Consider the following 23,701-nt stretch of genomic DNA (forward strand, 5'->3'; position numbering starts at 1 on the left):
TCTGCGGATTTTTTTTGCTCCCTCCATAGGATAGAAATTACACATTTTCCATTGTAATATTTTTCTTGATACAGCTTAAATTTAGCTGTGTTGAACAAAAAAGGCGTTTTGTAAATCTCTTGTAAAATAAATACAAACAACTGAAAATATTACAGTTATAACTTTACGACCAGAATACATTCCATTTACAAGTACTTCAGCTGCTTCGTCACTAATTTTACTTCATCAAAAAATTAATGTTATGAAAAAGTACATATTACTGATTGCTATATCAGGCGCTTTTATTGCGTGCAGTCAAAAAGGAGGAGCTTCTCAATCTAATATAGAGGATGCTGCCCAAAGTATAGACAGTGCTGCTACTGTTGCTTCAGAAGCTATTGACAATGCCGGCAAAACGGCAAACCAGGCTCTTGATTCAGCCAGTATAAGAATAAAAGATATTGAAGGTGCCAAAAATGATATTCAGGAGAAAATAGAACGCACTTCCAAAATGGTAGATTCTCTATCTGATAAAATTGCATCTACAAAACTGGAATCAAAAGTTGAGAAAAATGATTCTACAGCAAAGAAAACTGAGAAAATTGCCACAAATACTCCAGCTCCCAAAGTTATTAAAGAGACCAAAATCATTTACAAGGAAAAGCCAAAAAATGACAGCTATGAGCTGAATATGCCAAAAGATAAAATGGTAAAAACAGGGTATCTTGCGATAAGAGCAGATAATATTGAAACGGTAAAAGAAATCATTAAAGAAGAAGCTATTAAAAATAATGGTTACATTAAAAGTGAGAACCAGTCCTATATTGAATCAGCAAATCAGCGGGATGAAAATCAAAAAGTATACACTCTGGACATCAAAGTACCTATCCAGCATTTCGATGGATTAATGGAAGCCCTGAACAGTACTATCGGGGATATTGAAACCAGAGATATTCAGGTTACAGGACGTAATTATACAGACAACACCATCTGCAGTATCGATATCAATATCACGGATAAAACTGAAGTGGAAAAGGAACCTAAAACTTTTGGCGGAAAATCATTGGCAGCTATTGAATCAGGCTGGGATGTGATTACTTCCATCTTTCTTTTCCTTCTTCCATTATGGCCTGTATTTCTGATTGGTGGTATTGGATACTATTTCTATAAAAAGAGAAATTCCAATACTCCTGATAGGGATTCTCAATAGAATAGATTTTTGAATCCGTCACCTGTGTGATGGATTTTTTAGTTTATTTAATTGTATTTAGAATATCAGTTTTCAAAAGTTGAATTAAAAATAAGAACCAACGGTCTAAAAACTCACCTTCCTCTCAGTAAGATCATATTTTTACAAGTTATTTCCCAAGAGGAAGATGATAAGAAAAAAGCCAAATTAAAATTCACTGATCGTAATAAACAGTGTCCCGGAAATGGTTTGCCCATTATTTCTATCGGTATTAATAAAGCGAACTCTTACATTGGTGGGTGAAGTAAGCCTTGCAGAAGCTATTGAAACAGCTCCGGGTAGGTCGAAATTTGGAGATACTGCTACTACTGCCTGTGAAGACCCAGGCCTGCTTGCTGCAGGAATGGTCACATTGACATCCAAAACTCCGGAAGAATTAAAATTGCCTAAGAATGTTGAATCTCCAGAAGAAATGGAACTATTGACTGTTGTTGAGAAACTAATCATATTTTTATGAACTGTTCCTGTGCTTCCCAGCTTATAAGCACCATTAACATCTAATTTCGAAGAGGCAGTAGGGGCAGTAGTGTTTATACCTACTGTTGAAAATATTTTCACCCCTGCAAACGACTGATTGGCAGTAGTAACCACTCCCCTTGCCGTGGGACTTGCATCCGGAATATTAAGTGTCATACTTCCTCCTAAAGAAGCTGGTGAACCGGAAACATTGATATTGCTGCCGGAAGTTCCCACATTCAATGATATGGTTCCTAAAGCAGAAGCAGAGACAGGGATCCATGTGGTTCCGTTCCATTGAAGAAGTTGCTCGTTGGATGCTCCATTTTGTCCCAGAACAACAGGATTGGCAGCCGTTCCATTTCCTGTGAGCGGACTCGCCGTTACGACAGAAACTAATCCATTTCCCTCAGCAACAATCTGTGCAGCTGTTACTCTTTTAAGTACACCACCGTTATCAAATGCAACGATAGAATCTTTTGCTGAAGTACGGGGACCAGTTTGTTTGATGTTTCGTATGCGTACCGTACCGTTTACATCTAGTGTTTCGGTAGGTTTCTCTGTGTTAATTCCAATCTGGGAACTAACAAGTGTTACTGCTCCGAAAAGGAACAATAGAGATAAAATTCTCATCATAGTGTGATTTATTTGTGATATTAAATATAATTAAATTATTGATTACCAATAAATAAATCTATTTTTTTTACTATTCAACACACAACAATCTTTGATCGTAGATAGCACCAAAAAGACACAGAACCCTATTGAAATGATATGGTGACAACTGTTTTGAAAACAATAAAGCATCCTGCCCTGCAAAAAAGGCTTCCATAACGGAAGCCTTTAAGATTATTTCATATTCACAACTTTGTCTACGACAAACTTTGTATTTCCCCGCCACGGAAGAGCACCATTGTATTCTTTGTAATGGAGGTCAAAGGTTTTACCACTGTTGGTCTCCAATTGTTTGAAAACTTCAGGGTCATCTACAGAAAATTCAAACTCATAGCTTGTAATACCTCCCGCTTTACCTTTTCCGAAACCTTCCTGAATCAATTTACCTTCATAGGTTTTGAAGACATAGCCTTTTTTCATGGCATAGTTCAGGTATCCGGATTTCACGCCTTCTCCGAAAACGAAGAAGTACTTATACCATACAAATACTCCTAATAACAGCAGTACGACACCAAGGGTGATCCACAAAGATTTTTTCATAGCGTGTGTGTTTTATAAATTCTTATTTTGCAATACTTCTGGAGATCACGATTTTCTGGATTTCAGAAGTTCCTTCGTAGATCTGAGTAATTTTTGCATCTCTCATTAATCTTTCTACATGGTATTCTTTCACATATCCATATCCACCGTGAATCTGTACAGCTTCAATAGTAGTATCCATTGCTACCTGAGAAGCGTATAATTTTGCCATAGCTCCGCTTTCAGAGATATCTTTTCCTGCATCTTTCTCACAAGCTGCTTTGAAGCAAAGCATTCTTGCTGCTGTGATCTGAGTTGCCATATCTGCTAATTTGAATGCGATCGCCTGGTGATTGATGATCTCAGTTTTGAAAGCTTTTCTTGTTTTAGCATATTTCAACGCCAATTCGTAAGCTCCTGAAGCAATACCTAATGCCTGAGAAGCAATACCGATTCTACCACCGTTCAATACAGCCATTGCAAAATTGAAACCAAACCCGTCTTCACCGATTCTGTTTTCTTTTGGAATTTTAACGTTATTGAAGATCAAAGAGTGTGTATCACTTCCTCTGATTCCCAGTTTATCTTCTTTTGTTCCGATTTCAAAGCCTTCCCATCCTCTTTCTACGATGAAAGCATTGATTCCTTTATGTTTTTTCTCAGGATCAGTCTGTGCAATTACGATATAGTAAGTTGCTGTTCCACCATTGGTGATCCAGTTTTTGATCCCATTTAAAAGATAGTAATCTCCTTTATCTTCAGCAGTAGTTTTCTGAGAAGTTGCATCAGAACCAGCCTCCGGCTCAGATAATGCAAATGCTCCGATCACTTTTCCGCTTGCCAATGGTGTAAGATATTTTACTTTCTGCTCTTCAGAAGCAAATTTTTCAAGACCGGCACAAACCAATGAGTTGTTTACAGACATTACAACAGCTGCAGAAGCGTCTATTTTTGCAATCTCCTCCATTGCCAGCACGTAAGAAACACTGTCCATACCTGCACCACCGTATTTTGGATCCACCATCATTCCTAAAAGTCCCATTTCCCCCATTTTCTTCACCTGTTCTACAGGGAATTTCTGGTCGCGGTCTCTTTCAATAACTTCAGGTAATAGTTCGTTCTGTGCAAAGTCTCTTGCCGCCTGCTGAATCATCAGCTGTTCTTCCGATAAATTAAAGTCCATAAAAAAATAATTAGATAGCCGTAAATTTACACTTTTTAACGAAATCTGAAAATAGAATTGGTAATTGCCCATTATTAATTATCCGGCTGCACAAATATTACCAAAAAACAACTATTGGGTTAAAGCACAAAGCATATAAAGTATTGATTTAATGTGTAGATTTGGCCATAAGAATATTTTAATTTCTGCATGATGAAAGAACTTGAACAATATATCCAATCTCATTTTAAAATTATTCAGCCGGAGCAATTGAATCAGGTAAGTTCACTTTTCAAATCAGAGATTTTGAAAAAGGGAGATAACTTTCTAAAAGCAGGAAGGATATGTGATAAATTATGTTTTATTCAATCCGGATTATTGAGAGTCTTTACAACAAAATATGATAAGGAAATTACCCAATGGATTGCAACCAAAGGATATTTTGGAACAGACCTGTCAAGTTTTTATTTTAAAATTCCATCCCGTTGGACCATTCAGGCTCTATCTGATACAGAAATCTATTTTATTACCCACAATGACTATAGTAAAATCATCAATATAGTTCCGACATGGAATGAACTGGAGAAGAATTTCATCATCCAATGTGTAACTTATATGGAGGATAGAATTTTCAGCCATTTGTCTATGTCTGCGGAAGAGAGATACAATTCTTTTTTTGAGAGCAACAAAGAGTTATTTAATCAGGTTCCATTACAATATATTGCTTCAATATTGGGAATGACACCTGAGACTTTCAGCAGAATCAGAAAAAAACAGCTTATGTAATTCTTGATTTTTATCAAGTGTACGCCTTCTTCTATATTTTAACTTTGTGTTCGTTATTAAACGTAAAAACAATACAATCATGTTTATAGGACACTTCGGTTTATCATTTGCTGCCAAAAAAGCAGCTCCAAAGGTTTCATTAATTACCTTATTCGCGGCTACTCAGTTTGTAGATATCCTCTGGCCTTTTATGCTCATTTTTAATATAGAAAAAGTAGCAGTTGTTCCCGGGTATACTAAAGTCAATGCGTACGATTTTCTTTACTTCCCGTTTACTCACAGTCTTTTGATGGGAATTGTATGGGGAATTCTTGCCACGTTCATCTATTTTTTAATAAAAAAAGATATCAGAAGCGCTGTGGTCATTGGTTTATGTGTTCTCAGCCATTGGTTCTTTGATTTGATAGTTCACACTACAGATCTGCCCATTACACCATTTGGCAATTATAAAATGGGGTTCGGATTATGGAATCATATTGCGGCTACTCTCATTATTGAATTTCTTATCTTTTTTGGAGGCCTGTCTGTCTATATATCTACAACCACTGTAAAAAATAAGAAAGGTAAATGGGGACTTTTGGGACTGGCAGTATTACTTGTTATCGTAACGCTTTCCAATACATTTGGACCACCTCCTCCTGATTCTGTGAAAGTTTTATTTATATCTTTTGTAATTCTTATGGCTCTTATCCTCTTCCTTGCCGGCTGGGTTGATAGAAACAGGGAAATAAAATTTTCAGGTAATCAATAAATTATATTTTCATAAAAAACAGATGGGCTTAATGAATAGTTGAAAAGAAATAAGAAGTAATATATTTTCCGGCCTGGATTTTAAATTAATATGTTAAGCATTTTAATAATCTTGAATTCATACCATTCAATTTTTTCAATTAAAAAAAATGCTTATATTTAGATTTCTTTATAAATTATTTAAAAAATCATGACGATCAAGAGATTATTCGATATTCCGCACTACGCTTTAGAGAAATATCCTAAAACGGATATGTTTGCAACGAAGTATCATGGTGAATGGAAAAAAACTTCTACACAGGAGTTTATTAATGAAGGCAATAAGATATCCAGAGGATTACTGAAGCTAGGTATAAAGCCGGGTGATAAGATCGCTTTGATAACCACCAATTCCCGTACAGAATGGGCTATTATGGATTTTGGAATCTCCCAGATTGGTGTTGTTTCGGTACCGGTTTATCCAAGTATTTCTCCGGAGGATTATGAATTTATTTTCAATAACGCACAAATACAATACTGCTTTGTCTCTGATAAGGAGCTTCTCAACAAAGTAATGAAGGTAAAGCACAATATTCCCAGCTTACAGGGAATTTTTACTTTTGATAAAATAAGCGGTGCTGCCAACTGGAGCGAAATTCTGGATCTTGGTGAGGATGAATCCACTCAAATTGAGGTGGAAGATCTTTCCAATGCCATCAATACTGAGGATCTGGCTACTATTATATATACTTCAGGAACTACAGGAAGACCTAAAGGGGTTATGCTGACCCATAATAATATTGTTTCCAATGTATTAGGTTCTATCCCTAGAATTCCTAAGAAAAAAAGTCTGGATTATAAGGAAACAAGAGCATTAAGTTTCCTTCCTATCTGTCATATTTTTGAAAGAATGCTTTTCTATCTTTACCAATACAACGGTTTTTCTCTTTATTTTGCTGAAAGCATCGATAAAATGGGTGAAAATGTAAAGGAAGTGAAACCCCATTACATGACTGTGGTCCCAAGATTGGTAGAAAAAGTATATGATAAGATCTACAATACCGGTTCTTCTGCCGGAGGTTTAAAATCAAAAATCTTCTTCTGGGCTCTGAATCTGATTACCAAAAAGAAATCTGTTTCCAAACCATCCGGAATTCAGGAACTTATTGCAGACAAGCTGGTGTTTTCTAAATGGAGAGAAGGTTTAGGAGGTGAAATTGTTACATTAGTTTCAGGATCTGCTGCTTTATCTACAAGACTGAATTTAATGTTCCAGAATGCTGGAATTCCTATTTTGGAAGGATATGGCTTAACGGAAACTTCACCTGTAATTTCTGTAAACAGTTTTGAAAAAATGAGAGTGGGAACCGTGGGTGTACCTTTGGATAACCTACAGGTAAAAATCCAGGAAGATGGTGAAATTACGGTAAAAGGACCATCTGTTTTCAAAGGGTACTTCCAAAATGAAGAAATGACAAGAGAGGCATTTACACAAGACGGATTCTTTAAAACAGGAGACATCGGCCACATTGATACTGATGGATTCCTACAGATTACAGACCGTAAAAAAGAAATGTTCAAAACATCCGGTGGTAAATATATTGCTCCTCAAACGATTGAAAACCTAGCAAAAGCCTCTAAATTCATCGAGCAGATCATGGTGGTAGGTGATGGTGAGAAAATGCCATGCGCTCTGGTACAGCCTGATTTTGAGTTTGCAAAAAGCTGGGCGATGAGAAATAACCTGAATATCGGTTCCAATCCAGCTGAAATTGCAAACAGCGCTGAACTGAAACAAAGGATTGAAAAAGAAATTGAAGGTATCAATGAGCATCTCGGAAACTGGGAGAAAATTAAGAAGATCGAGCTTACTCCTGAAATATGGAGCATTGAATCCGGACTTCTGACTCCTACGCTGAAACTGAAGAGAAAGGCGGTAAAAGAGAAGTTTATTGCCCTGTACAATAAGATGTATGATCATCATGAATAAATAAAAATATAACCGCTTCGTTTGAAGCGGTTTTTTTGTGGATTTTAATCTGATAAACTAATTAGGTTTTGGCTAAAGCCAATGGAATTTGTTTATTTTTATTAAATAGGCTAAAGCCTATTTCTATTGAATTTTTCACTCTCAGATTTAGCAGATTTTCAAGCGTAATCTTTGTCATTTCTTTAGAAATAGAGGGCTGTTTTTATTTATCTTATGATGTTGAGATTCCTCCTTCGTCGGAATGACAAGAAAACAGCCAAGTAATTTGTGGCATTTGTGAAACATTTGTGTCATTCATGGTTCAACAAAATAAAAAAGCTGTCTCATTTCTGAAACAGCTTTTTTATATTTTTAAAATTAGTAATTAGAATTTAATTACAGATTTCATTCTTTCGTTTTCTTCCATTACCAACTCATCGTCAACAAGGATTTTTCCAGAGTGCTCATCAATGATGATTTTCTTTCTCTGAGCAATTTCCATTTGTTTTTGAGGTGGAATAGTGAAGAAAGATCCTTTTGGAGCTCCTCTTTCTAATCCTACAACTGCAAGTCCGTTGATAGAGCTTTTTCTGATTCTGTTATAAGAAGCCAGTAATCTCTCATCGATTTTACCTGCATATTCTTTAGACTGCTCAATAAGGTACTCTTCTTCTTTTTGAGTTTCAGAGATCAAACCATCCAACTCTTCTTTCTTGAATTTCAAGTGGCTTTTTAAATCGTCGATCTTTGAAGTAAGTTCGCTTAAAGTTTCGTTTTTGTGAGCGATTTTAGCTCCGAACTCTTTAATTCTTTTTTCAGCAAGCTGAATTTCCAGATCCTGGAATTCCATTTCTTTTCCTAATGCTTCAAACTCTTTATTGTTTCTTACATTATCCTGCTGAGACTTGTATTTCTCAATTAAAGTTTTTGCATGGTTAATCACTTCATGCTTTGTTTTGATCTGATCGTCCTGATCTTTGATGTCTGCATGAAATTTTTCAGCTCTCTTCTCAAGACCTTCAATCTCGATCTCTAGATCTTCAACTTCAATTGGCAATTCTCCTCTAGTATTTCGGATTTCATCCAATCTTGAATCAATGATCTGTAAATCGTATAAAGCTCTTAATTTTTCTTCAACTGAAATATCGTTGGTTTTTGCCATATTTAAATGAAATAATTTACTGGGTTTGTTTTTTCAATAGATTTTGAAATTGCAAATGTACTAAATTTTTGTGATAAAATTTCAAATAATTGTTGACTTACAAATTGTTCTGATTCATAGTGTCCTATATCGCACAACAACATTTTAGACTCTGCTAAAAAATAGTCATGATATTTAAGATCTCCGGTAAGGTAAGCATCACATTTCCTGGAAACTGCAGATCGTATTCCACTGGCTCCGGAACCGCCAAGAACCCCTACTCTTTTAATTTTTTTACTCGTAAAATCTGAATGTTTAATAACTTCAATGCCGAATTTTTCTTTCACAAACCTCAGGAAATCCTTTTCTTCCATTTCTTCCTCTAGCTCACCGTACATCCCGAGTCCTACATGATGGTTTTTATTATCAAGACTGTATATCTGATGAGCTACTTCTTCATAAGGATGTGCCTCTTTCATTGCCCCCACAATCTGCCCCTGCCTAAATCCTTCAAAAATTACAGAAATCATGTCTTCATCGGCATTCTCCCGAATATTCTGTTGCCCTGAAAACGGATTTGAACCTTCAACAGGTCTGAATGTACCATTTCCATTAACAGTAAAGCTACATTCGTCATAAAATCCTATGCTTCCTGCTCCTGCAGAGAACATCGCTTCTTTTACTTTTTCTGAATAGTCTTTAGGTACGAAAACCGTCAGCTGTTTTAAATTATTTTCTTTCGGCTGAAGAATTTTCATATTCTTTAATCCCAGCTGGCTGCATATTCCATGATTCACTCCAAAGAAATCATTATCAAAAGCTGTATGAATGGCATAAATCGCAATTTTATTTTCAATTGCTTTTAAGACTGCTCTTTCTACATAGTTTTTCCCGGTTAAAGATTTCAGTCCGGAAAAAATAATAGGATGAAAACATACAATGAGATTACAGTTTTTCTCAATGGCCTCATCTACTACATTTTCCAATGCATCATGACAAATCAGAATCCCGGATACGTTACGGTCAGGAACTCCGCATAATAATCCTACATTATCAAAATCTTCTGCCTGCTGCAACGGAATGAGCCTATCTATTTCTGAGATTACTTTTCTTATTGTCATTTTATTCTGTATGTTTGCTACGAAAATAACGATAATTTGTTAATTTTAAAAAACATTCAGAATGGAAAGAGAACACAATCTTGTTCCTGAAGACAAACTTTGGAAAAGATACCTTTATCGAATCATTTATCGTTCCGATACCAGGCTCGGAAAACTGTTCGATATCATCTTATTGTCCTTAATTCTTGTGAGCACTGCTATTATTATGATGGAAAGCGTGCCTCAGCTTGATAAAAGATTTCATTATACTTTTCTCATTCTTGAATGGATTATTTCTATTTTTTTCACCGCAGAATATTCCATGCGGATTGCAGTACTAAAAAATAAAAAGCACTATATATTCAGCTTCTTCGGGATCATAGATTTCCTTGCATTAGTTCCTTTTTATCTAAGTTTCTTCTTTCCTGTTACCAAATATTTTCTGATCTTCAGAATGCTGAGAATGCTGAGAGTTTTCAGAATTTTCAATTTGCTGGATTTCATGAATGACGGCTATCTTATTGTAAAGGCTTTAAAAAACAGCTCTAGAAAAATTTATATATTTCTGCTGTTTCTGATTATATTTTCAGTGATCGTAGGCTCTCTTATGTTCATGGTGGAAGGAGGCCGGCAGGGATTTGAAACCATTCCTCAGGCAATCTATTGGGCTGTAGTAACCGTGACTACCGTAGGATATGGTGATGTCTCCCCTATTACTCCCCTTGGCAAGTTTTTCGCCGTTGTTCTGATGCTGGCCGGTTATTCTATTATTGCAGTTCCAACAGGTATTGTAACAGCAGAAATGCGAAACAAAAGACAGAATCTGGAAAAGATATGTGACCGTTGTGGTAATGAAGATATTGATGATGATGCAAGATACTGCAAGCAATGTGGCAAGAAATTAGCTTGATATTTGGATATTAGTTTAATCTATTCACCAAATACCACAAAATCATGGAACCAAAAAAGAAAAACAAACCGAATAGTTTAGTCATTATTCTTTTCTCATTAATAGTCCTGATGATTATTATTTACTTTATCCTCGTCATGTTCTTCCCAACTGTTTTCGATCTTATGAATACGGGGGAGATACAGCCAGTACCGGATAAATAATGCATGACAAGTAATGAGCAATAGACCATCTAAAATAGAAAAGATGAGCGAAAATTTCGCTCATCTTTTTTTATCAAATAAGATATTCAGTATGTGACTGAATATTCTGTAACTATTATTTATTTCTTAATAGCTTTCACTGTTTGTTTAGAACCATCTTTCATATTTAATACTACCAGATACATTCCCTGTTTCAGATCCCCTAAATGAAGAACGGAAGAAGGGTTTTCAATTGTTTTTACCAGTCTTCCGGAAACATCCAGAACAGAAACTGTTTTTACCTGGTCTACTTTTGAAATATTCAGTATTTCAGTGAATGGATTCGGATATACTTTAATTTCATTTTTAGCTTTAGCTATTTCTGAGGTTCCAAGGGTCTCTTTATTGATGGTAATGGTAAATGTTCCTTCCATTATATCTTCATTATCATCATAATGCCCTACATTCACATAATATACGGTTCCTGCAGTCGTTGAAACAGACATTGTTTCTGTTCCGCCACCGCTTCCGCTATCTACAGTATTTTCACAGGTTAAATTATTACACGTACCACTGTATAATCCTACCTGAGGGTCAAAGCTACTGTCTGCCGGCATGGTAACTTTTATATCATAAACAGTACCATCTCCTGTAAAAGTGAACCACGTACCATCATTCATACCATCCGAACAGATTTCAATAAATCCGTTATTATTTGTAGCTCCTGCAGCATCAGACTGTGTATATATATAAGGGAATACAGAAGCTACCAAAGCTCCTGAACAGCTGTCATTTGCAGGCGCCGGCGGAAGTGTTCCTACACAAATATCAAACATCTGTGCTTCTCCTGCTCCTCCATCTGTATATACTCTTATATAATATGTTTCTCCTACAGTAAGGCCGGAAATAAGTTTCGTCTCATCATACTCTGAACATGCTACATTGGCCAGACTGCTACAACTTCCATTCAAAACCTGAAATAAAAGTGAATAGCTATAATCTGCTCCGATAGAACTCATGTTGCTCAATGATATGGCGTGAGTATCTGCAGTGGCTGTAAACTTAAACCATACATCATCATCTGCTTCTCCGTCACAAGGATCTACCGGTTGGTTTGAATCTGTAGCTCCAAGGGTATGTCCTGATACTTTGCTACCGCAGTTCATGTCCGGATTTACCGTTAGTGTAACAGCAGCAGTACATTCATCATTCAAAGGGGGTGGAGGGAATGTTCCTACACAGATATTGAAACTTTGAGCCTGCCCTGTTCCTCCGTAGCTGTACACTCTTACATAATAAGTATCCCCTACAGTAAGACCTGATACAGTTCCAGTGTTAGGATCTGAACAAAGAATACTTGTTAGTCCTCCACAAATTCCGCTTAAAACCTGAAAATAAGCATCGGTGCTGGTTCCTGTTCCTGCCGCTTGTACATTTTTAAGTGAAATAACGTGGGAGGAAGCTGTCGCAACAAATTTATACCATACATCATCATCAGGAGTACCATAACATGGATCCGGATCCACTCCGGAATCTGTTGCAGAAAGGGTTGTTCCTGGAGTAGCTATTCCACAATTCAGATCTGGGTTTATGGCCAGAGTAACTGCGTTATCACACTCATCGTTGGCTGGCGGCGGTGGAAATGTCCCAATACAGATTTTAAAGCTTTGTGCATACTGTGTTCCATCTTCATAACTGTAAACTCTTATATAATATACTTCTCCCGGATTAAGACCATTCACTATTCCTGTATCGGGATCTGAGCATAAAATACTGGTCATGTTTCCACAAGCTCCACTGAACACCTGAAAATAAGTATCAGTATCTGAATCTGAACCAGCCGAAGTGATATTTTTAAGTGAAACCACATGAGTAGAAGCTGTAGCGGTAAATTTATACCACACATCATCATCAGGAGTACCATAACATGGATCCGGATCCAATCCGGAATCTGTTGCAGAAAGGGTTGTTCCTGCTGTAGCACTTCCACAGTTCATATCTGGGTTTACAGTTAGGGTAACAGCACTTGTACATTCATCATTGGATGGTGGTGGTGGTGCTGTTTTGAATTTTATTTCAGTGCATCCTGAAGATTCCCCTCCAGTTCCTACTGAAGTTACCTTAAGATAATAAGTTACACCGGTAGAAAGAGGAGATAAGGGAGTAAGGCTCGTTGTGGTTACGGTTTGCTGATTAGCAACATCTGTTCCTCCCGGAGTAGTTCCTATTGAAACTTTATAGCTTGAAGCTCCAGATGATGCACTCCAGGTAATCACAGGAGACAGAGGTACAAGAACCGCATTATTGAGCGGATAAGTTACAACAGGACAAGAAGGTATCGGGCTTGGGCTAAGCCCTATCAGACTGATAACAGACCTGGTCCCCTGCAGATTTCCCCACTCAGGATCTGTAGGATCCGGATCATTACTATCCGATTTATACAAAATAGATTTGTTCTGTGCATTAGGGTCATCAAATACAGAAAATGAATCATCATCAGAATCATAATCCGGAGTACTTTCATGCACTGCAACTACCAAGTTCTGTGTATTGTTATAAGTAAATGGGGTAGTAAATGCTACCTCCAAAACACCATTCGTATTGGTAACTGTTCCTGAAAAAACTTCTGTAAGTTCTGCAACAGGAACCCAATCACTGCCTGATGTAAAATTGGTTTTGGAACTATGGCCGAGATAAATCGTCCAGTTGGCTGAATTGGTAAAATCCGCAGATGGGTTTACATACAATTTAAGCCCCGAAACAGTTCCCGCTGCTGCAGCATTAATTTCCTGTTTGGTAAAAATCTGCTGAGAATAGGAATATCCGTAATTTGTATTGATTGGAATATTTCCAACTGTCGTGCTCCCCTCTCCTAGGGTAATTTGAGCATTCAAGATTAAACTTACCATGAGTAAGTATAAGAGTAAGATTTTCTTCATATATTTTTTTTAGATGTTAATTCAATCACTAAATTAGTAATAATTCAAACAAAACACTCAAAACAAGATAAAAACAAATTAAAAAACTATAATAAATCAACATTCTGCTTCAATTTTGTTTATTTGAAAACTATTTTACAACTTTAAATTTAGATTAGAATAAAATTTAAGTTGTTCTTATAAAAAACAATAAAGGCGAATCACAGATCCGCCTTTATTTAGGACTAATTATTTCTTGATAGCTTTTATTACTTGTTGAGAACCATCTTTCATATTCAGTACTACCATATACATTCCCTGTTTCAGATCACCTAAATGAAGTGCAGAAGAAGGGTTTTCAATTGTTTTCACCAATCTGCCTGAAACATCCAGAAGAGAGACCGATTTTACCTGGTCTGTTTTTGAAATATTCAGTACCTCTGCGAATGGGTTAGGATATACTTTAATTTCATTCTTATTAGCTTTAGATACTTCTGCAGTTCCAAGAGTTTCTTTATTAATAGTAATCGTAAACGTACCCTCCATTTGATCTTCACCACCATCATAATGTCCTACATTTACATAGTATACCGTACCTGCAACAGTTGGCACTGACATTGTTTCTTCTGCTCCACCAGTAAGGCCGTCATCTACTGTATTTACACAGACCAAATTATCACATGTGCCATTATACACCCCTAGCTGAGCATCAAAATTACTTCCTTCCGGCATGGTAACTTTTATATTATGAACAGTACCATCTCCTGTAAAGGTGAACCATGTACCATCATTCATAGCATTCGAACAGATGTCAATAATTCCGTCATTATTAGTAGCTCCGGCTGCGTCAGACTGTGTATAAGCGTAAGGAAATACTGATGCAACCAAAGCACCCAAGCAATTATCATTTACCGGAGGTGGAGGAATAGTTCCTATACAAATATCAAAACTCTGTGCCTCACCTGCTCCTCCATCTGTATATACTCTTATATAATAGGTCTCACCTGCAGTAAGGTTTGAAATCACTTTCATATCATCATAATCTGAACATTCAATGCTAGTCGGGTTACTGCAATCTCCACTGAATACCTGGAATAACAGTGAATAACTGTCCTCAGTACCAATAGAAATCATGTTACTTAATGAAATCACATGTGCAGTAGAGGTTGCCGTAAACTTATACCATACATCATCATCTACTTCCCCGTAACAAGGACTTACAGACTGACTAGACTCAGTAGCTCCACGGGTGTGTCCGAATGTTTTACTGCTACAGTTCATGTTCGGATTTACTGTTAATGTAATTGCTGTAGTACAATCGTCATTTGTTGGTGGTGGTGGCAATGTGCCAACACATATATTAAAACTTTGCGCAAATTGTCCTCCTTCATCCATGCTATATACTCTTACATAATAAGTTTCACCTATTGTAAGTCCTTCAGCAATACTAACCCCTGAATATGATGAACATACAATACTTGTCAAACCATTACAGTCTCCACTGAATATTTGAAATCCAATATAATCACTATCTTCTGATCCCACAGAAGCTACATTTGAAAGTGAAATGATATGACCTGAATCTGTAGCGGTAAATTTGTACCATACATCATCATCGGGAGTACCATAACACGGGTCAATGTCTACACTGGAATCTGTTGCAGCTAAAGTAGTTCCTGCAGTAACAGCCCCACAATTCATATCTGGGTTTACCGTTAAAGTGACAGCAGCAGCACACTCATCATTAGAAGGTGGCGGCGGTGTAGTAGTAAATTTTGTTTCGAAACAACCTGAAGATGAACCTCCTGTTCCCACAGCTATAATCCTTACATAATAGTTTGTATTAAGAGAAAGAGGAGCTGACGGAGTAAAACTTGTGGTACTTACTGTTTGCTGATTTACAATATTTGAACCTCCCGGAGTTGTTCCGATGGAGATTTTATAACTTGTGGCACCCGCTGATGCATACCATTTAATTTCAGGAGTTACAGGAACCAGTACAGCATTGTTTATCGGAGACATCACATTAGTACAAGATGGCAACGCCTTAGGCGTAAGCCCTGTAAAACTAACAACAGGTCTATAGTCTAATAAATTACCATTCCCAGGATCCGATGAATCAACATCTATATAAGAGGTACGGATAATTGCACTTTTGGGTGCATAATTAAGATGATGTACATAAAATACCCGGTCGTCACCATAATCTGAACCTGAGCCATTTTCATCCACAGCAATCACCAGATTCTGTGTATTATTATAAGCAAAAGGGGTAGCAAAAGTAAGCTCTACCATTCCGTTTACATTACTGATGGTACCGGTGTACACCTCTGTAAGGGCTGAAACCGGAACCCAATCACCTGCAGACGTAAATCCAGTTTTTGAAGTATGCCCCATATAAACAACCCAATCTGAAGAGTTAGCTATGGTTGAAGCCGGGTCCAGATAGAATTTAAGGCCTGTAATATTTCCGGCGGCATTGGTGTTAATTTCTTCTTTTTTAAATATTTGTTGGGAGTAAGAATAACTCGAAAAATTATCAATCGGAACCCGTCCGACTTTAGTGCTTCCTTCCCCTAAGGTAATTTGGGCACTCAAAAACAAGCTTACCGTTAGCAAGCACAAGAGTAAGATTTTCTTCATATACAATTTTTTTAAGGTGTTAATACATTTGCCAAATTAATAATAATTTTAATACAACATTAAAAAAATATTAAAAAAAAGCAGCAACTATTAAGTTACTGCTTTAAATTATTATATTAATCGGTTTTATTTCTTAATTGACTTAACCACTTGTTTCGATCCGTCTTTCATATGAAGCACGACTAGATACATTCCTTGTTTAAGGTCTGCTAATTGAAGTTCAGAAGAAGGTTTTTCAATTGTTTTCACCAATTTTCCTGAAAGTTCAACTATGGAAACAGATTTCACTTTAGAAGCATTCGAAATTTTTAAAACATCTGTAAATGGATTCGGATAAACCTTAATATCTTCTTTTTTACGCTCAACCTCTTCTGTTGCCAATACACCTCTTCGCATGGAAATTGTATAATTACCATAGCACCAGGCAGCTCTTCCATTCAGCATTATATAATAAGTAGTACCTGCAACTCCCATAAATGTTATTTTGGAACCAATTAAAGGATTAGCCGTACACGCTTTATAGGTAGATCCAATAATATTTACAGAATCACAAGCAAGTGCCCCACATGCCCCTGTATATACGTTCAGAGATGACTCAAATTGTGTCCCACAAGCATCAAGAACTATAGGACCATTTTCAGTAGCTGTTACTTTAAACCAAACACCTTTGAAAGGAGGAACCATATTACTGCAAGAATTAGATGGCCACAAATCATCATTGGCCAATGCATTTACTCCTTGTACAGTTTCATCATATCCTATAGGTATAGCTGTACTGCACACATCATTAGTAACTACAGAAGGTGTAGTTACAGCAATCTGAAAATCAGCATTTAGAGGTGTTGTAAGAGGCTCCATAAATACCCTTACATAATAAGTCTGCCCCACATTAAGATTCAGTAATAACACATTAGCATTTCCAAAAGAACCAGGATGGCATCTAACTGAAGTTAAATTTCCACATGTCCCTGTAAGAACCTCTGTTCCAATAGAAGGATCACGCAAAACATGCACAAGCTGCATTGAGGCACTTGCAGTAAATGAATACCAAATATCACCATTAAATTCTGTAACAAATGAAGAACAAGCCGGCGCTCCGATACTTGGCGTTGCGCCTAACAAAGAGCCATTTACAGGATTAACAAAAGCATCTGTATTGCTAACAGTCAGTGGTATTGCATTAACACACTCATCATTAGCAGGTGGTGGTGGTAGCGTACCAACACAAATATTAAAACTATCAGCATATACCGTAGTTCCATTTGCATTAGAATCATACACTCTCACATAATATGTATCACCAGGGGTAAGTCCCCTAAGTGTTGTATTAGGTAGTGTGCTGCACTTTATACTTGTTAAAGTTCCACAGGCCCCACTAAAAAACTGAGTATACAAACTTTTAGATGCAGAAGTTCCTACCGCATTAATATTAGAAAGCATCACTACATGCTCAGAAGCTACTGCAGTAAATTTATACCAGACATCATCATCTGCAGACCCAGAACATGGAGCTACTGCTAAACCTGAATTAGTTGCTCCTAAAGTAGTTCCCGACACCGGTGAAGTACAAGCTAAAGTAGGACTAACCGATAACTCAACAGCACCTGAACATTCATCGTTTACAGGCTTAGGTAGGGTTCCCATGCAAATATCAAAAGAACTTGCATAATATGCCCCCCTATAATTAGTTTCATTATTGTAAAATCTAACATAATAAGTCTGGCCAGGTACTAATCCGTTTAGAAATGTATAATTGGTATGATTATTTATACAAAATGTACTTACTAAAGCATTACAAGCGCCACTAAATACTTGAGCAATCAGAGATGTAGAAGTAGTATTTCCTACAGAAGTTATATTTTTCAGTTGAAAAGTATGCCCAGTAGCTGTTGCTGTAAATTTATACCAAACATCATCATCCGGATCTCCATATCCTGTACATGCACTCACTGAAGCCAATGATTTTGTTCCTCCTAATGTAGTTCCTGATGTCATACTACCACAATTCATATCTGGATTTATTGTAATTGGTATCGCATTTACACAATTATCATTTACGGGTGGTGATGGCGGTAAACCTATACAAATATCAAAACCTGCGTTAACATTAACTTCATTTGAAGAAGTATATATTTTTAAATAATAAGTTTTACCCACTGTAAGACCGTTAATTGCATCCAGTGATCCAGCACAATAAAAAGGAGTAAGATTCCCGCATTCTCCTGAAAAAACGGCAATATGCACATAAGGAGATCCAGATTGTCCTCCCGTAGAAACCATATTAGAGAGTGATATGATATGACTCGGATATGTTGCAACAAACTTATACCAAACATCATCATTATCCCCTCCTGAGCAAGCCCCCATCCCCTCAGGTGATCTGGTTGCACCTACAGTATCACCGTGTACAACATTTGTACAAGTCAAGGAAGGATTTATGGGTAAACTAATTGCACCTGAGCACTCATCATTAGAAGGAGCAGCAACTGTAGTGGTAAAATTTCTTTCAAAGCAATTAGGAGATACTACTCCGCCATTATATGCTGTAACTCTAAAATAATATTTCGTGGAAGGATTTAATTGTTGAGCTTGGCTAAGTGTATAGGTATTAACATTTCCTACATCAAAATTATCCAAAACATCAGATGCACCTGCAGAAGTTCCGATACTTAATCGATATCCTAATGCGGCTGTAGAAGTCCCCCATTTAAATGTTGTTTTCAAGGGAAATCCTTTTTGAGATGGATTAGGTACATCCACAAAAGGACAGTCTAATGTTGCAACTGTTGTAAAAGTTCTTTCCGTACATGCAGAAACACCTGCAGAGTTTACAGCATACACTGTATAATAATATTTAGTATTAAAATTCAGTTGATTTGTAAAAGCAAACGAATTAGAAGTTCCCAAGTCCTGCATATTCAACACATCAGATCCACCAGGAGTGGTTCCTACTTTTATTCGGTATGATAATGCACTACTTGACCTTAGCCAATTAATTACAGGAGCTATGAGAGCCACCGTATTATCAGGAAAAGAAACAACAGGACAAGAAGGTACCACAGCAGCTGTTAAGCCCAATAAGGTGGCTACTGACTTTAAATCTCCACTAAATCCAGGTGCAGGGAAAAGAGGATGCACATCCAAAAAATTACTATTATACACCATTGTTGAATTATCAACTCCTTTATAACTGTAAAAAAAGTTTGTATACGCCGCAGAACCTGGATTATTTTCATGAATTGCAATCACAAGATTATCCGTATTATTATAAGCAAAAGGAGTATTGAAAGTAATAGTCATTTCACCTCCGGATTCACTTACAGCTCCTGTGAAGACCTGAGTCAAACTTGACGGTGGAACCCAGTCATTACCACCGGAAAAAACTGTTTTTGTAGTATGTCCTAGATAAATCCTCCAATTGATAGCCTTACTAAGATCAGTAGAAGGAGGAAGATAAAATTTGATGCCCGTAATATTACCTGCAGCATTTGCAGAGATCTCATCTTTATTAAAAATTTGCTGAGTGTAATTATATTCAGACGACAATCTTATTGGAACAGAACCTCCATCACTAAATTTTTCTCCTCCCAATGCTATTTGGGCGTTTGTAATAGATGCTATTAAAAATAAGCATAAGAGTAATAATTTTTTCATGTATTATTGTTTATATTAAGTTGCGAAATCGCTCTCAAATTTAAACAAAATTCAATATAAAAAATAAAAAAGCAGCAACCGTTAAGTTACTGCTTTAAATTATTATATTAATCGGTTTTATTTCTTAATTGACTTAACCACTTGTTTCGATCCGTCTTTCATATGAAGCACGACTAGATACATTCCTTGTTTAAGGTCTGCTAAATGAAGTTCAGAAGAAGGTTTTTCAATTGTTTTCACTACTCTTCCTGCAAGATCTACAACAGATACAGACTGTACTTTGGAAATATCAGAAATATTTAAAGTGTCTGAGAACGGATTAGGATATACTTTAATTTCGTTCTTAGCTGTTGTTACCTCAGAAGTAGAAAGGCTTCCAAACTGATACACAAAATTATCAATCAATACACTGTTTGCAGGAGAACCTGTATGCCTGAATACAAGCTTATTAATTCCGGCAGGAACTCCCATAATATTTAAAGAATAATTATCGATGGTAGAAATATTTGATGCAGTATAGCTATCCAATACTACAAATGTAGAAGTATCTGCAGGATTTGTTAAATAACCAATCTCAACAATTCCACCAGCAGTAAAGTTAGCTCTTCCTTTAAAACTAATTGTTGCAGTGTTAGAATCTAAACCTATAAATTCAGGCGTTGAAACCATACCTACTCCTGAACTGCTACTATAGATATACAGAGCATTAGGAGCACTTGCAACAGTTGTTGAATAAGCAGATACTTTCGCATTACCAACAACAGTTCCTATGCTAGTCCAGCACATAGGAAGTGTATCAACAGGCGTAGTATCAAAATTCTGAGAATATACCTGTAACGGAGTACATGTAGTAGTAAATATTGCTGCCTGTGACCAAATACTCTTATTTGCAGCACTACACGCCGAGCGAACCCATACATAATAAGTGGTAGCAGAGCTAAGTCCATTTAAAACAGTACTTGTAGCAGTGCTTGTTCCTGATATAGTTACATTAGCAGCAGGTACTGTACTATTGGTAGAATAATAGTACTCATAACCATTTGCAGGTACTGAAGCAGGAGCGTTCCAAGATAAGTCTGATGAAGCAGAAGTAATATTTGCCACTACCGGAGAATCTGGTTCTATACATGTTGGGATAGGTTCTACAATGAAATCATCAAGATGGAAATAAATATCAGGCGAAGTAGAACTTGTAGTCGCTACAAAAGCCACTTTAACAGTACCAGAATACGCTGCAAGATCAACAGTTTCCGTTTGCCCTGTATTAGAATAGGTTCCTGCTCCTGTATATGTTTTTAGAACATTAGTATTGCTCCAGGTAGTTCCTCCATCTGTAGAAATGATAACTCTAACCTGATGTGTCCCTAATGTCGACTGAGCTGTGGTACCTGTATAACTGGTAACAGCCATTCTATATCTAATCCTATTTGCCCCTGGAGTTGCACCCAGATTGATTGGCTGAGAAATTAACCAGTCACCGGTGTTTGTTCCATATAAATTTAATTTTACAGCCGTATTATTGCCCGTATTAGCAAAACCTGATGCGGCTGCCCATTTACTGCTTCCATACGTCAAAGTAGAATTGGCGGTAACATCACCTTTAGCGACAGACCAGCATACGGGAGTCAATGTACTAAATCCTTGTGAGATGGTTGGTATATTTTCAGATCCACAAACTGTCGTAAAGCTACGTTCAGTACATGAAGCTGAAGTACTTGTAGGAGTATAGGCGTTTACTGTATAATAATATTTTGTACTATAATTAAGTGCAGAGGAAAGTGTATATGATGTAATATTTCCAACATCAACACTGTTCATAACATCAGTTCCACCTGCTGTTGTTCCGACAGATATTTTATACCCAGTTGCATCAGTTACGGCACCCCATGTTATTGTTGGCATAACAGAAACTCCCGATGCCCCTGATACAGGCAATGTCACTGTTGGACAACCGATATTTTTTGTAATAAATGATATTTCTGTACATCCGCTTGCTGTTCCGGTACTGTTCGTAGGCAATATGGTTGCGTAATAAGTAGTACCATATAATAATTGGCTTGCTGCAGGTATAGTATAAGTAAGTACATTTCCAACATCTACACCGGCCATCACATTGGATCCACCTGATGTAGTTCCCAAATTTAATTTATATGAAGTTGCATTAGGTGAAGCATCCCATTTAAAATTTGGGGTAATTGACAATCCTGTAGCAGCATTGGTAGGTGCCGTAATAGTGGAGCAATTAGGCGCAACATTAACAGAGGAAATATTAATATTATCCACATAGATATCATCACTTCCGTTATCTCCTTTGGCTAAAAATCTTATGATGGCATTAGGACTGGAAGATGCTAAATTCACATAATTTGTGACCCATGGTGAGGTTGATGATGTGGAACCAAATGTCATTCCTACATCTGTAAAGGTGACTCCATTGTCTGTTGAGATTTGTATTTTCAAAACATCTGTTCCTGATGGATTTGCGTAATCAAAACTTAGAATCCTATCACCAGAACCTGACGATAAATTAATATACAAGTCCATATACCCTGAAGCATATTGACAGTTATAGGAATGGAATCTTGCTGCAGGTGCTACTGCAGATCCACCAATTGTTACGGATCCACTCGTACTTGTCCACCCTGAAGCAGATGCAAACCCACTCCCTGAAGTATCACTCTGTCTCCAGGAATTATCGCCCCTTGCCGGCCAGGTTCGCCAATAATCTGCATTAGGCAGATCCAATGTAGAATTACCATTTGCCCAGGTACTGAAGCTTTCAGTAAAAGGCAAAGTGGCGAAAGTATTTGGGGCAGCCAACCACGTTCCTGGAGTATAAGTAAATGTCAGTCCAGAAGCAGGCACAGTAGTCCCGTTTGTTGTCCCTAAAGTTGAACTGGAAGTAGCTGTTGTCCCTGCTGTCAGTGAAGTCCAGTTTGTTCCTGTTAAATTATTAATGTCCGAAGCTTCCGATCCTCTTATCCCTACCTGTCCAGTAAATGTACTTGCTCCGGAAACACAATTTCCATAAACAATAGCTACTGTATGGGAAGTAAGATCTAACTGGATCTGGAAGTTGAGAAGTTGAGAAGCAGAACCGGAATTGCTTTGCACATCAGTAAACTGTACAATAAATTTAGTTCCTACAGTCTCATATGAAATTTCAGAGCTTGTTGTGTTTGCGTTCCTTAGATTTGCTCCAAAACCGGCAAAAGCAGCCTCATGGGTAGTGGGAGTAATCTCACTGGATAGCCCGGTATAAGTAGTGGCACTGGTAGCTCCTCCTAATGTTACAAAACCATTATTACTGATATAAACAGAGTTATATTTCTGATTATTGTATGTAAAATTGGAGGGTAAAGGAATAGCTGCAGATACTAAATCCGTAGCCAGGGTAGCTCCCGACTGCCATACTGTTCTTCCTGCGGATAATGGTGCATATGTTCCCACAGATTGTGTAAATCCATATCCGTTATTTGTATTCGGGCTCGTTATTTGCGGTGGCCCAACCTGTGCAGACACGCTGTAATAAAAAGCGGTCAGGCACGTAAGTAAAATTCTTTTCATAAATAGTAAAAATAATAGTCAGGCGATAAAAGTATAAAATATTTAAATATATTTCATAAAAT

General features: G+C 37.0%; 15 protein-coding genes. 6 read left to right on the forward strand and 9 right to left on the reverse strand.

The window, feature by feature from the left end; translation table 11 throughout:
* The first annotated feature begins 241 nt into the window (after window positions 1-241).
* Window positions 242-1,189: a DUF4349 domain-containing protein gene (locus tag WH267_RS17090; RefSeq protein WP_340009932.1), complete on the forward strand. Its 948-nt coding sequence runs from the start codon at window positions 242-244 to the stop codon at window positions 1,187-1,189.
* Window positions 1,190-1,375: 186 nt separating this feature from the next.
* Here the strand turns inward: WH267_RS17090 and WH267_RS17095 are convergent, their stop codons facing one another.
* The 3 genes from WH267_RS17095 to WH267_RS17105 all read right to left on the reverse strand — a co-directional run bounded on the left by WH267_RS17095 (window position 1,376) and on the right by WH267_RS17105 (window position 4,061).
* On the reverse strand, window positions 1,376-2,320 hold the full coding sequence (locus tag WH267_RS17095; protein WP_340009933.1) for a hypothetical protein: 945 nt from the start codon (window positions 2,318-2,320) through the stop codon (window positions 1,376-1,378).
* A gap of 213 nt (window positions 2,321-2,533) precedes the next feature.
* Complete coding sequence (locus WH267_RS17100; protein ID WP_047485689.1) at window positions 2,534-2,899, reverse strand: hypothetical protein; 366 nt, start codon at window positions 2,897-2,899, stop codon at window positions 2,534-2,536.
* A gap of 22 nt (window positions 2,900-2,921) precedes the next feature.
* Window positions 2,922-4,061 carry an acyl-CoA dehydrogenase gene (locus WH267_RS17105; RefSeq protein WP_340009934.1) on the reverse strand — a complete coding sequence of 380 codons (1,140 nt, stop codon included), beginning with the start codon at window positions 4,059-4,061 and terminating at the stop codon, window positions 2,922-2,924.
* Between the two features lie 189 nt (window positions 4,062-4,250).
* Here WH267_RS17105 and WH267_RS17110 point away from each other — a divergent pair, with 189 nt between their 5' ends.
* The 3 genes from WH267_RS17110 to WH267_RS17120 all read left to right on the forward strand — a co-directional run bounded on the left by WH267_RS17110 (window position 4,251) and on the right by WH267_RS17120 (window position 7,545).
* Window positions 4,251-4,826, forward strand: a complete 576-nt coding sequence (locus WH267_RS17110) for a Crp/Fnr family transcriptional regulator (protein WP_228438947.1) — start codon at window positions 4,251-4,253, stop codon at window positions 4,824-4,826.
* 79 nt (window positions 4,827-4,905) lie between these two features.
* Window positions 4,906-5,577, forward strand: coding sequence for a hypothetical protein (locus WH267_RS17115; RefSeq protein ID WP_340009935.1), 672 nt, complete (start codon window positions 4,906-4,908; stop codon window positions 5,575-5,577).
* A gap of 189 nt (window positions 5,578-5,766) precedes the next feature.
* Complete coding sequence (locus WH267_RS17120) at window positions 5,767-7,545, forward strand: AMP-dependent synthetase/ligase (RefSeq protein ID WP_123319845.1); 1,779 nt, start codon at window positions 5,767-5,769, stop codon at window positions 7,543-7,545.
* Between the two features lie 364 nt (window positions 7,546-7,909).
* Here WH267_RS17120 and WH267_RS17125 read toward each other — a convergent pair whose 3' ends face one another.
* Entirely contained in the window at window positions 7,910-8,686 is a 777-nt protein-coding gene (locus WH267_RS17125; protein WP_115973492.1) for a zinc ribbon domain-containing protein, read from the reverse strand.
* Window positions 8,687-8,688: 2 nt separating this feature from the next.
* Complete coding sequence (locus tag WH267_RS17130; protein WP_340009936.1) at window positions 8,689-9,786, reverse strand: Nif3-like dinuclear metal center hexameric protein; 1,098 nt, start codon at window positions 9,784-9,786, stop codon at window positions 8,689-8,691.
* 61 nt (window positions 9,787-9,847) lie between these two features.
* Here WH267_RS17130 and WH267_RS17135 point away from each other — a divergent pair, with 61 nt between their 5' ends.
* Complete coding sequence (locus tag WH267_RS17135; RefSeq protein ID WP_115973494.1) at window positions 9,848-10,675, forward strand: ion transporter; 828 nt, start codon at window positions 9,848-9,850, stop codon at window positions 10,673-10,675.
* A 44-nt stretch (window positions 10,676-10,719) separates the two neighbouring features.
* A complete protein-coding gene (locus WH267_RS17140) occupies window positions 10,720-10,878 on the forward strand; it encodes a hypothetical protein (RefSeq protein ID WP_165852313.1) in 159 nt (52 codons plus the stop codon).
* A 119-nt stretch (window positions 10,879-10,997) separates the two neighbouring features.
* On the opposite strand, the gene WH267_RS17145 is transcribed toward WH267_RS17140, so the two are convergent.
* The 4 genes from WH267_RS17145 to WH267_RS17160 form a co-directional block, all read right to left on the reverse strand.
* Entirely contained in the window at window positions 10,998-13,796 is a 2,799-nt protein-coding gene (locus WH267_RS17145; protein ID WP_340009937.1) for a T9SS type A sorting domain-containing protein, read from the reverse strand.
* Window positions 13,797-14,024: 228 nt separating this feature from the next.
* Window positions 14,025-16,418 (reverse strand): T9SS type A sorting domain-containing protein, encoded by a 2,394-nt coding sequence (locus WH267_RS17150; protein WP_340009938.1) that lies wholly within the window; start codon window positions 16,416-16,418, stop codon window positions 14,025-14,027.
* Between the two features lie 126 nt (window positions 16,419-16,544).
* Complete coding sequence (locus WH267_RS17155; RefSeq protein ID WP_340009939.1) at window positions 16,545-20,072, reverse strand: T9SS type A sorting domain-containing protein; 3,528 nt, start codon at window positions 20,070-20,072, stop codon at window positions 16,545-16,547.
* A 117-nt stretch (window positions 20,073-20,189) separates the two neighbouring features.
* Entirely contained in the window at window positions 20,190-23,639 is a 3,450-nt protein-coding gene (locus tag WH267_RS17160; protein ID WP_340009940.1) for a T9SS type A sorting domain-containing protein, read from the reverse strand.
* Window positions 23,640-23,701 lie beyond the last annotated feature (62 nt).

Source organism: Chryseobacterium sp. MYb328 (assembly GCF_037572595.1).
GTDB classification, from domain to species: Bacteria; Bacteroidota; Bacteroidia; order Flavobacteriales; family Weeksellaceae; genus Chryseobacterium; species Chryseobacterium pennae.